This window comes from Undibacterium sp. RTI2.2, from assembly GCF_035018705.1.
Lineage (GTDB): Bacteria > Pseudomonadota > Gammaproteobacteria > Burkholderiales > Burkholderiaceae_D > Undibacterium.
Genome location: NZ_JASJXN010000008.1, coordinates 95,252 through 108,634, shown reverse-complemented (window position 1 = coordinate 108,634; position 13,383 = coordinate 95,252). Strand labels below are relative to the sequence as shown.

11 protein-coding genes are annotated in these 13,383 nt (G+C 47.9%); 5 read left to right on the top strand and 6 right to left on the bottom strand.

The window, feature by feature from the left end:
• Window positions 1–27: 27 nt before the first annotated feature.
• The 3 genes from QN395_RS06500 (at window position 28) to QN395_RS06490 (ending at window position 2,538) form a co-directional block, all read left to right on the top strand.
• The gene (locus QN395_RS06500; protein ID WP_322120359.1) at window positions 28–285 is read left to right on the top strand and encodes a DUF3567 domain-containing protein; all 258 of its coding nucleotides are present in this window, start codon (window positions 28–30) and stop codon (window positions 283–285) included.
• A 244-nt stretch (window positions 286–529) separates the two neighbouring features.
• Window positions 530–1,513 carry a xanthine dehydrogenase accessory protein XdhC gene (gene xdhC, locus QN395_RS06495; RefSeq protein WP_322120360.1) on the top strand — a complete coding sequence of 328 codons (984 nt, stop codon included), beginning with the start codon at window positions 530–532 and terminating at the stop codon, window positions 1,511–1,513.
• Window positions 1,510–2,538 carry an adenosine deaminase gene (locus tag QN395_RS06490; RefSeq protein WP_322120361.1) on the top strand — a complete coding sequence of 343 codons (1,029 nt, stop codon included), beginning with the start codon at window positions 1,510–1,512 and terminating at the stop codon, window positions 2,536–2,538. Before xdhC ends, QN395_RS06490 begins: the two co-directional genes overlap by 4 nt.
• Before the next feature lie 724 nt (window positions 2,539–3,262).
• On the opposite strand, the gene QN395_RS06485 is transcribed toward QN395_RS06490, so the two are convergent.
• The 5 genes from QN395_RS06485 to QN395_RS06465 form a co-directional block, all read right to left on the bottom strand.
• Window positions 3,263–4,285 carry an ABC transporter ATP-binding protein gene (locus tag QN395_RS06485; RefSeq protein WP_322120362.1) on the bottom strand — a complete coding sequence of 341 codons (1,023 nt, stop codon included), beginning with the start codon at window positions 4,283–4,285 and terminating at the stop codon, window positions 3,263–3,265.
• A complete protein-coding gene (locus QN395_RS06480) occupies window positions 4,282–5,292 on the bottom strand; it encodes an ABC transporter ATP-binding protein (RefSeq protein ID WP_322120363.1) in 1,011 nt (336 codons plus the stop codon). Before QN395_RS06480 ends, QN395_RS06485 begins: the two co-directional genes overlap by 4 nt.
• A gap of 9 nt (window positions 5,293–5,301) precedes the next feature.
• Window positions 5,302–6,219 (bottom strand): ABC transporter permease, encoded by a 918-nt coding sequence (locus QN395_RS06475; protein WP_322120364.1) that lies wholly within the window; start codon window positions 6,217–6,219, stop codon window positions 5,302–5,304.
• The gene (locus tag QN395_RS06470) at window positions 6,216–7,193 is read right to left on the bottom strand and encodes an ABC transporter permease (RefSeq protein WP_322120365.1); all 978 of its coding nucleotides are present in this window, start codon (window positions 7,191–7,193) and stop codon (window positions 6,216–6,218) included. The genes QN395_RS06475 and QN395_RS06470 overlap by 4 nt, the downstream gene beginning before the upstream one ends.
• Window positions 7,194–7,415: 222 nt before the next feature.
• A complete protein-coding gene (locus QN395_RS06465) occupies window positions 7,416–9,020 on the bottom strand; it encodes an ABC transporter substrate-binding protein (RefSeq protein ID WP_416200128.1) in 1,605 nt (534 codons plus the stop codon).
• 352 nt (window positions 9,021–9,372) lie between these two features.
• On the opposite strand from QN395_RS06465, the gene QN395_RS06460 reads away from it, so the two are divergent.
• Both QN395_RS06460 and QN395_RS06455 read left to right on the top strand, forming a co-directional pair.
• Entirely contained in the window at window positions 9,373–10,572 is a 1,200-nt protein-coding gene (locus tag QN395_RS06460; protein WP_323491806.1) for a M20 aminoacylase family protein, read from the top strand.
• Window positions 10,573–10,634: 62 nt separating this feature from the next.
• Entirely contained in the window at window positions 10,635–11,213 is a 579-nt protein-coding gene (locus QN395_RS06455; RefSeq protein ID WP_322120367.1) for an ATP-dependent Clp protease proteolytic subunit, read from the top strand.
• A gap of 229 nt (window positions 11,214–11,442) precedes the next feature.
• Here QN395_RS06455 and QN395_RS06450 read toward each other — a convergent pair whose 3' ends face one another.
• Window positions 11,443–13,182, bottom strand: coding sequence for a methyl-accepting chemotaxis protein (locus QN395_RS06450; RefSeq protein WP_322120368.1), 1,740 nt, complete (start codon window positions 13,180–13,182; stop codon window positions 11,443–11,445).
• Window positions 13,183–13,383 lie beyond the last annotated feature (201 nt).

Below are 13,383 nucleotides of genomic sequence, written 5' to 3'. Positions count from 1 at the left end.
ACGATTTCCGACCAGAAAGGGTGCAAAATGAATCTCATCTACAACAGCGAGCAATACAGCGTCTTTGAATACGGCGCCGACACTGACCATGAAGCTTTGCGCTTTGGCGGTTATGAAATCACCGACAAATCGGTGCGTCGCGAATGGTTTATCGGCGGCCCGCTAGCAGCCAACTTCCGCAAAGATGTCCACGAATTAATCGCCAGCGAACCTAGCATTGAAGATATCGATGATTTTCTGGGCCAGTTCGATTCTTACATGAAGCAATCGGTACAACTGCACTAAGCACGCACTGTGCATATCAGTAAGTCAACTGTCGTAAAAGATCGCGATCTATTTGAATCACAGAAGCTCTACATGACCCTTGAGCACGCTCTGCGCTCAGGGTTATTCAATCATCTACCAGTGATGGCTTGCATACACTTAGCTGTATGCAATGAGATAGTAGAAATGCTATTGTCAGGCTTCATGCATTTTTGTCCTCACAAGTGCCAATAGGCGCTACTAAGCCTCACTAAACGCCTCCATCATGACCTCGTCCATTTCCCCGCTCGATTGGCTCAGTGGCTTGAAAAGTCTTAGTACCACGTCGTCAAATCAGCGTCATGCGGTATTAGTTACTATCACCGCGGCACTTGGCTCTACGCCCCGTGGCACAGGCACACGTATGTTGGTCACACCCACCACGCAATACAGCACGATCGGTGGCGGGCATCTGGAATGGAAAGCGCTGGCAATGGCGCACTTGTGGCTATCTGAAACCGTATTTAAAACAAGCTCACCACGTACTGAGAAACTGGCACTTGGCCCTAGTCTGGGGCAATGCTGCGGCGGCGCTGTGCAGATTCAGCTTGATCGCCTGGATCAATGGAGCGATGCAGAATTTATAACGCAGCTCAGTCATTTTCAGCAACAGCAACCAGTGTTACCGCAACTGATTTTGTTTGGTGCTGGTCATGTCGGTGCCGCCTTAGTGCAAGTTCTATCGCAAATTCCTTGCCGAATTTTGTGGGTAGACGAACGCGATCATTTGTTCCCGGCACAATTACCTGCTAACGTACAAACCGAAGCTACCGACACACCGGAAGCCGTCATCGCTCAGGCTGACGCTAGTACGTATTTTCTGGTGATGACGCATCATCACGGCTTAGATTTACGTTTGAGTGAACAAATTTTAAAAAGAGGCGACGCAGCGTGGTTTGGACTGATAGGCTCGCAGACCAAACGTGCCAGTTTTGAGCATCGATTAAAAGAGCGTGGCATTCCCGTCTTCGCATTACAAAGCATGATTTGCCCTATCGGCTTGCCAGGTATCACAGGCAAAGAACCAGGCGTGATTGCGGTTGCAGTTGCCGCACAATTATTGCAGTTATGGTCAACCATCCCTGCACTGCCAGCGAATCCGGTATTGAGTGCAAATGCAGCTAGAAACTCAGTTATAAACGCAGTTGCAAACTCAGTTACAAACATACCGACTAATCCATCTTCTATTTTGAGTACAGCAACGCTATGAGTAATCACTTACACGACTTTATTTGTGGCCTGCCGAAAGCCGAACTTCATTTGCATATTGAAGGCTCGCTTGAGCCAGAATTGATGTTCGCACTGGCGCAACGCAATGCGGTCAAACTGCCATACGCATCTGTAGAAGAGATCCGTGCTGCATACAACTTTAGTGACCTGCAATCGTTTCTCGATCTGTATTACGCTGGTGCTGCAGTGTTACAGACCGAGCAGGATTTTTATGATTTGACCATGGCCTACATCCAACGGGCATTGGCTGACAATGTGCGCCATGTCGAATTATTTTTTGATCCGCAAACGCATACCGCCAGAGGGATTGCCACTGAGGTCGTGTTCGCTGGTATTGCACGCGCCTTGCGCGAGGCCAAAGCAGAACATGATTTTTCCGGCAGTATGATTTTATGCTTCTTGCGCCATCTTAGTGAAGAAGACGCCTTCGCTACGCTGGATGCGGCCTTAGCGCTGCGTGATGCATATGCCGATCTGTGGAATGGCATCGGCCTTGATTCTTCAGAGGTTGGCAATCCACCAGAAAAATTTACCCGCGTATTCGCCAAATCATTAGAGCTAGGTTTCCGCCTGGTCGCACATGCAGGCGAAGAAGGCCCGCCAGCCTACATCCACAGCGCACTTGATGTCTTGCAAGTAGAACGCATTGACCACGGCGTCAGGGCGGAGGAAGACGCCGCGCTGATGCAGCGTTTGCAGCAAACACAAATGCCACTGACGGTCTGCCCTTTGTCTAATTTAAAACTCTGCGTAGTATCCGATTTGCGTCAGCACAATCTGGCGCGCATGTTGCGTGTGGGTCTGTGCATCACCATCAACTCCGACGATCCTGCGTATTTTGGTGGCTATATGAATACTAACTTCATCGCCACAGCCGACGCGCTGGAATTGACACGCGCCGAATTAATACAGTTAGCAAAAAACAGCTTCTGTGCTTCCTTCGCATCGCCGGAACAAAAGCAGGTGTGGCTAAACGAGTTAGATGAATATGTGCGTCTGCACTGATGTAAGCTGATCTGACGAAGCGGTTTGAACTTTTGGCATATGCGTGTAGCGACTCGACTAAGACCAACATAACCAATACAAGTTGCGGCTTGTTTGCTACAACCGCTTGCCGCCAAATTAATATACTCCCCATAAAATTTTAGCAATTAGGCTTGATGTCCAATCATTATTTGGATGTCTAAAATATACTTACAGCAGTATATTTTCAATCACAAATTATCGCGGCAAAACAACGTCATATCAGATCGCATAAATTCAGATGCCCCCAATTAAATTCGTAGTTAAATTTTAGGCAAAAAAAAGCCCGCAGAGTGTGCGGGCTGAAATCCAAACCTTTACGGTGTTGGAGGAGACAGGTGTAACTATATCGCAGTGCAGCAAATAAACAAAACATTATTTTTGCATATCAATCATTCACAAAGCGAATATCAAATTACCGAGTCTTCCCTCTAAATTTTCCCTCAAAATATTACGCAACATCAAAGCGAATTTACTTCCATAGGAAAGCCCGTCATTTTCTATGCGGAACAAACTACTATTGATTTCATAGGCAAAAAAAAGCCCGCGACCTTAAGGTTGCGGGCTGAAATCCAAACCTTTACGGTGTTGGAGGAGACAACTGAACTTTATCGCAGCGCAGCAAATAAGGCTGCTTTATTTTTCGTATACCAGTCATTTCCAAAACACATAATGTTCATTTGGAGCAACAAGTTAATAAGTAGAATTACCCACCGCTGGATTCATTTAAATGACATGCTGAAAAATGTTGCGGTGCTATCTCTCTGAGAGCGGGCTGTTCGACTGCGCAACGCGGCATGGCATGCGGACAGCGTGGATGAAAATAGCATCCAGCGGGTGGATTCAGTGGGGATGGAATTTCACCCTTAATGGCAAAAAATGTGGTTTTTTTCACCTCTAGCTTAGGTGCTGCGGCCATCAATGCTTGCGTATAAGGATGGTTGGCGTGTCCAAATATCTCTTCTGCAGGTGCCGACTCCACCACTTTGCCCAAATACATAATCACTACACGATCTGATAAATGGCGTACGACGCCAAGATCATGGCTAATAAACAAATAAGTCAGATTCAATTCCTGCCGCAGCTGCATGAACAAGTTCAGCACTTGCGCCTGAATCGACACATCTAACGCAGCGACGGCTTCATCACAGACCAAAAATTCGGGCTTCACGGCCAGCGCGCGGGCAATTCCTATCCGCGCACGCTGTCCGCCAGAAAACTGATGTGGAAAGCGTCGTAAAACAGCGGGATCTAAACCAACTCGCTGCAACAAATTTTCTACATAAGACTTTTGTTCAGAGCCTGAAATAATCTGATGTACAACAGGCGCTTCGCCAATAATGCCTTGCACTCGCATACGAGGATTCAGCGATGCATACGGATCTTGAAAAATCATTTGTATGCCAAGCTGTACCTTGCGCTGCGCAGCGCGATCCATTTGCTTGACTTCTTGTCCTCGCCACCAACGCGATCCCTCAGACAACGAATGCAAACCGACCGCCATGCGTCCTAGAGTCGATTTGCCACAACCAGATTCACCGACCAGACCAACCACCTCACCGGCTTGCACCACCAGATTCACTTGATCAACCGCGTGCACGGTCTGTTGCTGCATATTGGCACCAAACACATTGGCGATCTTGGCGGCGGTATCCAATGGTTTGACGAAACGTTTGCTGACATTGCGTAGCTCTAATATCGGTGTAGCGTCAGAGTGAATAATGCTCATGCGACTAACTCGCTCTCTGCGGGTATTGGGTGAAAACAACGCACAGCGCGACCATCGATCTCTGTTAAAGCTGGCACATTGGCACAATCGCTCTGCGCCTGACTACAACGCTCACGAAAAGCACAACCGACTGGCAAGTTTAATAAAGAGGGTGTCATTCCGGGAATCTGATGTAAAGCCTGACCACGCGGGTTGCGTGACGGCGCCGAGGCGATCAAGCCATAGGTATAAGGGTGACGTGGTTGGTTCAGCACTTGCTCCACCGTGCCGCTCTCAACAATCCGGCCAGCATACATTACGCTCACGGTATCGGCCAATCCGGCGATCACCGATAAGTCATGCGTGATCCAGATTAAGGAGGTACCGGATTCGCGGCAAAGTTTTTGCATCTCAAACAGAATTTGTCCTTGTATCGTCACGTCCAAGGCCGTTGTCGGCTCGTCGCAAATAATCAGATCAGGTTTATTCAGCAGAGCAATCGCAATCGCCACGCGTTGACGCATGCCGCCAGAAAATTGATGCGGATACGACATCAACCGCTCGTCCGGTGAAGGAATGCCTACCCGCACCAAAGCATCACGTGCCATTTCCATCGCAGCAGATTTACTTACTTTGTGATGGGCGAAAATGGCCTCGGTCATTTGCGTATCTATCCGCAATACCGGATTTAAAGTCATCATCGGATCTTGAAAAATCATCGCAATGCGGTCACCTCTTACCTGGCGCATTTGCTCTGCAGACATCGCCCGCAAGTCCTGACCTTTGAGTAAAATTTGACCACCCACGACTTTACCCGGCGCATCAATCAAACCCATGATGGAATAACCGGTCATCGATTTGCCCGAACCAGACTCCCCCACTAATCCCATAATTTGACCAGGCATCACCGAGAACGAGACATCATTCACTGCGGTTGCTATTCCTGCGCGGGTATGGAATTCGGTCGTCAATCCTTCGACAATCAGAGTAGGTTGCGTAGGTTGCGTTGCTTGTTTTAGTTCTGGCATCACGTCCTCTTATTGTGTCTGCAAACGCGGATTGAGCACATCGCGCAACTGATCGGCTACCAGGTTGATGGACACTACCGTCACTAATAAAGCGATGCCCGGGAAGAAACTGATCCAGTATTTACCCGACAGCAGATATTGGAAGCCATTTGCAATCAGCAATCCCAGTGAGGGTTCAGTGACTGGCAAACCCAAACCTAAAAAGGATAACGTCGCCTCTAGTGAAATCGCCGAAGCTACCTGCAATGCAGCGATCACAATCAACGGCGGTAAGCAATTAGGTAGCAGATGTCGCAAAATAATCCGGGCAGGTGACAAACCCAAGCCTATTGCAGCTTCCACATATTCCTTTTTGCGCTCCACCAAGGCTGCGCTCCTTGCGGTGCGGGCGTAGTAAGCCCATTGCACTGCGACCAGCGCGATGATGATTTTGCCCACGCCCTGCCCGCTCAGCGCCAGCAAAATCAAGGCAATCAAAATCGGAGGAAACGACAATTGGATATCGGCAATCCGCATAATTAACGATTCGATCTTGCCACCTGCATAGCCAGCGAACAGCCCCAACGTTAAGCCAATCACCAAAGCAATCACGGTACTGCTAACACCAACCATCACTGAAATACGTAAGCCGTAAATAATCGCAGAGAGCATGTCACGTCCCTGCTCATCAGTGCCCATCAGAAAACGTAATTTGCCATCGGCCGACATCTGACCAGGCTCTAGCCGCGAATCCATCACATCTAAATTGCTGAGATCGTAGGGATTTTGCGGCGATATCCAGGGGGCGAAAAGTGCTGCTAACAAAATCAAGACCAGCAACACTAAGCCTGCTGTAGCGATTTTGCTTTCAAAAAATTGACGGGTAAATCGCCGGAACGGCGTATCCGCTTTAAACGGCGCTGCTGGTTTTTGCAATGTCGTCGTCATGATTTGCTCTCAGAAAGTCGGACTCGTGGATCGAGCAAAGAATACAAAACATCTACCACCAGATTAATCAAAATAAACATCGTCACAATCAGCAGCAAATACGCCACGATGACTGGTCGATCCAATACGCGGATAGAATCAATAATCAGCTTACCCATGCCCGGCCAGGCGAACACCGATTCCGTCACAATCGCGAACGCAATAATCGAACCAAATTGCAAAGCAATCACGGTAATGATCGGTATTAAAATATTTTTGAGTACATGCACGCCAATGATGCGGCTATTTCGCAAACCCTTGGCACGTGCAAATTTGACATAGTCTTGCAACAGCGCTTCTTGCGCACCAGCGCGCGTCAGGCGTATGACCAATGCGACGTTAAACAAGGCCAGATTAAATGCGGGCATCAGTATATGTCGCAGACCGTCCCAACTTAAAAAACTTACGGGAATACCGAAGAGCAAACTGGTTTCGCCACGTCCACTGGAGGGCAACCAGCCTAACTGCACGGCAAACACCATAATCAGCATCAACCCTACCCAAAATGTAGGCAATGAAAAACCGAAAATGGAAACCGCCATAATCGTTTTTCCCGCTACGCCGTTGGGACGCAAACCCGCCCACAAACCAAGCGGTATGCCCATCACGACCGACAAAAAGATGGCGCAGACGGCGAGCTCCATCGTTGCTGGCATGCGTTCAAAAATCAGGGCAAGAGCGGGCGTAGAAAAAGCAAACGAGCGTCCCATATCACCGCTGAGTGCATTTTTTAAAAATATAAAATATTGCTCCACCATCGGTTTATCTAAACCAAATGCGGCAATGGTGCGGGCACGCTCTAGCTGATCGGCGTCTGGGCTAATCAATACATCAATCGGGTTACCGATTGCGTACACGCCGGCAAACACCAGCAGCGACATCACCAGTAAAACGATGACGCTTTGCATCAGACGTCGAATAATAAAAACCAACATGCTGCTTCCTGTTCCACTGTCAAAACTTACATCAATAGGAATTACGCAAAAACCAAAACCCCTCACCACAGAGACACAGAGGAAGAATAAATACCGAGAAAATCAATAGAACAGCAAAACCTGCCTTTCTCTTTTTTTGTTGTTCCTCTGTGTCTCTGTGTCTCTGTGCCTCTGTGGTGAGGGGTCTTGATGCTTTAGACACTTATCGATATTTAGGTCTGATTATTTGGCACTAAAATCGTAGGCATGAGTACGTTCGTCGGTACGGGGAATATAGGTAATATTCTTCTTCATCGCCCAGGTCGTCACCTGTTGATGAATCGGAATGATCTCGGCATCATTGATCACTAGCGCAGTAGCATCTTGCAATAACTTCAGGCGGACTTTATCGTCTACCGTGTTCATTGCCTTACCTAAGATTTCATTCACTTTAGGATTGCAATATTTGAGGTAGTTGTTACCGCCAAACCCTTTTTCAGGCTCATCACAGGCGGCAATCGCGCGTAAAGGGGAAGAGACTTCACCCGTCTGCGCGCCCCAGCCGAGCAAGCCGATTGAGTATTCGCGCTTAATTCCACGGGAGGCGTAGATCGACATTGGCATACCTTCTACCTTAGCTGCAATACCAATTTTTGACAGCATTTGGGCAATTGTTTGGGTAATTTTCTCATCATTGACATAACGATTATTCGGGGTCTGGATGGTGACACTAAAGCCGTTGGGATAACCAGCCTCGGTCAATAATTTTTTAGCCATATCTGGATCGTATTTCATGACTTTGAGTTCGGGATTATGCCCAAATAAAGTGATAGGAACCAAGTTGGCAGTCGGCTGTGACAGTCCTTCCATAACACGATCTTTAATCGCGTCACGATTGATCGCCATCGAAATCGCTTTACGGACACGGATATCTTTCAATGGATTTTTATCCATAGGCTTGCCATCTTTGTCCGTGATGAAAGGAGATTTATCGCGGGTACCGTCCAGATATAAATAGATCAGGCGGTGCGATACTTTTGACATCATGGTCAAATTGGTGTCGCTACGGATACGGGCAACATCGGGGGTGGGTACGTTCTCTAAGGCTTGCACATCACCCGCTAACAAAGCCGCAATACGGGTCGCACCGTTAGGAATAAAACGCAAAGTCACTTTGCTCCATTTACCGGCTTTTTTACCCCAATATCCATCGAAGCGGTCCATCTCAATCCTGTCATCCCGCAGGAACTTCACGAATTTATACGGACCTGTTCCGACCATCCCTTTGCCGCTAGAAAAATCGTCGCTGGTCAAACCTTGGGTCGCTTTTTTAGAGACAATATAAATCGCGGACAAATCTGGCAACATCAGTGGATAAGGCTCTTTAGTCGTCAGCCGAATCGTATAAGCATCAACAACCTTCTTGTTAATGATTGCCTTGGTGTAGACATCAAACTTGCCAGGGCTGCCAACGATATTTGCAGGACGATCCAATGACCAGATCACATCATCGGCCGTCATTTCAGAACCATCATGAAATTTAATGCCTTTACGCAGCTTTAACTCCCAAGTCAAGTTATTGACCAGCGTCCATGACTCCGCGAGGCCAGGAATAATATGGCTATCGGCATCCATGGTGACTAAAGTCTCAAACATATGGTCTGAGACATTGAGATTTGGAAAGACGTTATAAAAATGGGGGTCGAGCGACGTTGGTGGCGAACTCATCGCCAATTTAAATTCCTGCGCAAAGCTGATCGGCGACACCACGAGGAAAGCCGAGATACTTGCAGCTAACAACACGGTGCGTGGTTTGATTTTGCTCTTAATTTTATGCAACATCGACATCGACGACTCCTTTAAAATCGGTTGGGACAGTGCCAGCAATCAAACTATCAGGATGAAAAACCAACTCAATTCTGATTGAGGCAAAATGATTTACACTTGAACTTATTAATACTGTTTCTAAGCACTACTTTTTAAACCCGTTGATATCACTGACTTTTACAACAAGCATTGACGACAAGAACATAGTGCGATTGCTCCCCAACGAACCGACGACGGCGTGCGTTGCAAGATTAATTGCCAGTCTGCATTGTGCAACAACATACACTGCGCACTCTTTTGGCGCAACAAATTAGCAAGTATCCTGAGTGAACTCTTAGCGCTGCAATCACTCACTATTTGTCCGGAGAACATCATGCATTTGATTGACCCTATCCTTCAGTTTCATACCGAACTTCAACAAATCCGACGCGACATTCACGCGCATCCCGAGCTAAGTTTCGAAGAACACCGTACCTCAGACGTGGTCGCCCACAAGTTACAAGAATGGGGCATCCCTGTCATTCGTGGCCTTGGAACTACCGGCGTTGTCGGCATCATCAAAAACGGTACCAGCCAACGGGCCATCGGCTTGCGTGCCGACATTGATGCTTTACCCATGCAAGAATTTAATACCTTTCCTCACGCATCAAAAAACGAAGGCAAAATGCATGCCTGCGGCCATGATGGCCATACGGCGATGCTGTTGGGCGCAGCGCATTACTTGTCTCAACATCGGGAATTTGACGGAACGGTCTATGCCATCTTCCAACCGGCGGAAGAAGGTGGTGGTGGTGCTAAGCGCATGATGGATGATGGTTTGTTTGAACAATGTCCGATGGAAGCCGTATTTGGTATGCATAACTGGCCCGGTGCAGCAGCTGGCAGTTTCGGGGTCACTGCCGGACCGATGATGGCATCCTCCAACGAATTTGAAGTCACCATCAAAGGTAAAGGCGCGCATGCGGCGCAACCTCATAAGGGCATCGATCCTATTATGGTCGCTGTGCAAATTGCGCAGAGCTGGCAAACGATTATCACCCGCAACAAAAGTCCGCTGGATACTGCTGTGCTGTCCATTACCCAAATTCATGCCGGCAGCGCCACCAACGTCATACCCGATGAAGCCAGCTTAATCGGTACGGTACGCGGCTTTACCACATCGGTAGTTGATCTGCTGGAAAACCGGATGCGCGCGATTGCAGAACACACTGCCGCTGCATTTGACGCCTCGGTCGACTTTAACTTTACACGCAACTATCCACCGCTGATCAATCATGCCAAAGAAACCGCCTTTGCAGTCGATGTGATGCGCTCCATCGTTGGGAACGACCGCGTCGATGCACAGGTAGAACCCACCATGGGCGCAGAAGATTTCGCGTTTATGTTGCAGGCCAAGCCTGGCTGCTATGTTTTCTTAGGGAATGGCGATGGCGAGCACCGCGATATTGGCCATGGCTTGGGGCCATGCAATCTACACAACCCCAGTTATGACTTTAACGATGATTTGCTACCAATCGGCGCAACTTATTGGGTCAGACTGGCAGAAGCCTACTTGAAAAATCCAAGCCCATAGCCATCTAACAAAAGTTATACAAAATTTTCCTCATTTCACCAATCCAACCAAGCGATAATATTATGGCCGACGAAAATAACAACGACAGCGCACCACGTAGCCCTTTTCTGGAAGAAAAAGCCTTTAAATCACGGACCGTGCTGGTGTTTGGCACGATCAACGATAAGATGGCAGCCGATGTGAGCAATCGCCTGATTGCGCTGGCGGCAGAGTCCAAAGAGCCGATCACAGTTCTCGTATCGTCGCCTGGTGGTCACGTGGAATCCGGCGATGTCATCCATGATATCGTCAAATTTATCGATGCTCCGGTCAATATGGTTGGCACGGGCTGGGTCGGCAGCGCCGCAGTGAATGTATTTTTGGCCGTGCCAAAAGAGCGTCGCTTCTGCTTGACTAATACCCGCTTCCTGATCCATCAACCAAGCGGCGGCGCTGGCGGACAAGCCAGTGACATCGCAATCCAGGCGCGTGAAATCGTCAAAGTTCGTGAACGTATTGCAGCATTGATTGCAAAAGAGTCAGGACAGTCGTTGGAGAGAGTCACCACCGACATCGACCGCGACTATTGGATGAATGCGTCTGAGGCCAGTGAATACGGCTTGGTATCGCGCATTATTGTCCAGCAAACTGAATTAAGTTAATTACCTGAAAATACATACTCCCACTATGTATATTTTATTGTCCATGTAATCTCTGGACAATATTGCGTTTTTAGTAAAAATTAGGGGGAGTATATTGTTTTGCAGATGTTTTTTTATGGTTAAGGTATCGCAATAGCACTACCTTAGCGTCTGGTGAGTTTCAGATTTTAGACATGCTTAAGAACCTGTCAGCTTGGTATTCAATACACCAGCTGGCAGGGGGTTTTTCTTAGAACTCTTCCCAATCATCCGTTTCTGCCGTGGCGACTTTAGACTTTGCTGCGCTAGAATTACCATTACGCGGAGCTGACATGACTGGCTTTGGAAGTACGCGGGTTGCAGGTTTGGGCTTGTTTGCCATAGGCGCTGAACGTGCAACGATGACAGCTGGTTTACCGGCTGAAGTCTGGTTGACGCTAGTTTGATCAAGTTTGAATACACTGACGACCTGACTCAATTTAGCGGCCTGATCCTGCAAGGATTTTGCTGCGGCAGCAGCCTCCTCTACCAATGCCGCATTCTGTTGCGTGACCTCATCCATTTGTGTGATGGCAGTATTGATCTGATTAATCCCTGAGTTTTGTTCTGCGCCCGCGGCAGTGATCTCGCTGATGATATCGCTGACCCGTCTAACGCTTTCAACCACCTCATTCATCGTATTGCCAGCCTGATCCACCAGTCGAGACCCCTGACCTACTTTTTCGACCGAATCATTGATCAATTCTTTAATCTCTTTTGCTGCGCTGGCAGAACGTTGGGCCAGATTACGCACTTCTGAAGCAACCACGGCAAATCCACGTCCCTGCTCACCCGCACGGGCAGCCTCAACCGCAGCATTCAATGCCAGAATATTCGTCTGAAAAGCGATGCTGTCGATCACACCGATAATATCGACGATTTTTTTCGATGAGGCATTAATCGACCCGATTGTGTCGACCACTTGTGAGACCACATCACCGCCTTTTATCGCTACCTGCGTGGCAGAAATTGAAAGCTGATTTGCTTGCCGTGCATTGTCACTGTTATGCCTGACCGTGGAGGTCAGCTCCTCCATGGAAGAGGCGGTTTCTTCCAATGAACTGGCCTGAGTTTCGGTGCGGTTGGATAAATCCATATTACCTTCCGCGATTTGCATCGACGCAGACGCAATTTGATCAGTTCCGTTACGGACTTCACTGACAACTTTCAGCAGACTTGCGTTCATTTCTTTGAGCGCCTGCAACAACATCCCAGTCTCATCCTTGCTGTTCACATTGATCTGGCTAGTCAGATCACCAGATGCTACCGTTTGCGCTACCTTGACTGCATACTGCAAAGGACTGGAGACAACGTGAGCAATCCAGTACGCCAAAGTCAGCCCTAACAAAATGCTTGCGGCAAGAACGCCAATAATCCACGAGCGCGAGCTCTTATATACCTCAGTACTATGTTGATAGGAGGCAGCGCCGCCCTCACTGTTAATCTTCACCAATTTGTCGACCATCGTGCGAATTTGGGTATTTAGCTTGGATGATTCATTACGCAAAATTGCGGTCGCATCCTTATTGTTACCATCATGCGCTAGGGTCGCCATTTTGTCTGAGAGTGCAAGATAGCTACTCATCAATTTCAGATACTCGTCGAACTCGGCTTTTTCTTCTGGCAGGCTGATCAAAACCTGATATTTTTTTTCATATTCTCTGAGCCCGGCAACGGCCTCTTTGACCCGTCCGGCATATTTATCAGCTTCTTCGGGACTCTCTGCAGAGACGACTTGCGCCTCTTGTGAGCGAATACGGGAGATACGCTCTTTAATACCCATCCCGGCATCGACGCTTGGCAACCAATTAGTACCAAGCTCCGTGGCGGTCTGGTTAACCTGCGCTAACTGATAGATAGAAAACACACCGAGAAAGCAGGTGAGCAATAGCAGGGTGATAAAGCCCACAAATAGTTTTGCCGAAATCTTCAAGTCATAAACCAATTTCACGGTAAGTCCTTCCAATGAAGTAAAAACGATGGGGAATTGCCAAACAAGATGCAGAAAAATACTGATGAATGAATATATGCGTAACGAGTAAGACGAACGAATGTTTGAATAATAAACGTATGGGTAATTATCAAAAATGTATCGCTTTGGACGCCTGAACAACGGTATTGATTCAATTTGCACGCAATTTGCATTCAATTT

Bases quoted from the DNA above. Each gene is read 5' to 3' on its own strand.
- QN395_RS06500 (WP_322120359.1), top strand. From the start codon at position 28: ATGAATCTCATCTACAACAGCGAGCAATACAGCGTCTTTGAATACGGC.
- xdhC (WP_322120360.1), top strand. From the start codon at position 530: ATGACCTCGTCCATTTCCCCGCTCGATTGGCTCAGTGGCTTGAAAAGT.
- QN395_RS06490 (WP_322120361.1), top strand. From the start codon at position 1,510: ATGAGTAATCACTTACACGACTTTATTTGTGGCCTGCCGAAAGCCGAA.
- QN395_RS06485 (WP_322120362.1), bottom strand. From the start codon at position 4,285: ATGAGCATTATTCACTCTGACGCTACACCGATATTAGAGCTACGCAAT.
- QN395_RS06480 (WP_322120363.1), bottom strand. From the start codon at position 5,292: ATGCCAGAACTAAAACAAGCAACGCAACCTACGCAACCTACTCTGATT.
- QN395_RS06475 (WP_322120364.1), bottom strand. From the start codon at position 6,219: ATGACGACGACATTGCAAAAACCAGCAGCGCCGTTTAAAGCGGATACG.
- QN395_RS06470 (WP_322120365.1), bottom strand. From the start codon at position 7,193: ATGTTGGTTTTTATTATTCGACGTCTGATGCAAAGCGTCATCGTTTTA.
- QN395_RS06465 (WP_416200128.1), bottom strand. From the start codon at position 9,020: ATGTCGATGTTGCATAAAATTAAGAGCAAAATCAAACCACGCACCGTG.
- QN395_RS06460 (WP_323491806.1), top strand. From the start codon at position 9,373: ATGCATTTGATTGACCCTATCCTTCAGTTTCATACCGAACTTCAACAA.
- QN395_RS06455 (WP_322120367.1), top strand. From the start codon at position 10,635: ATGGCCGACGAAAATAACAACGACAGCGCACCACGTAGCCCTTTTCTG.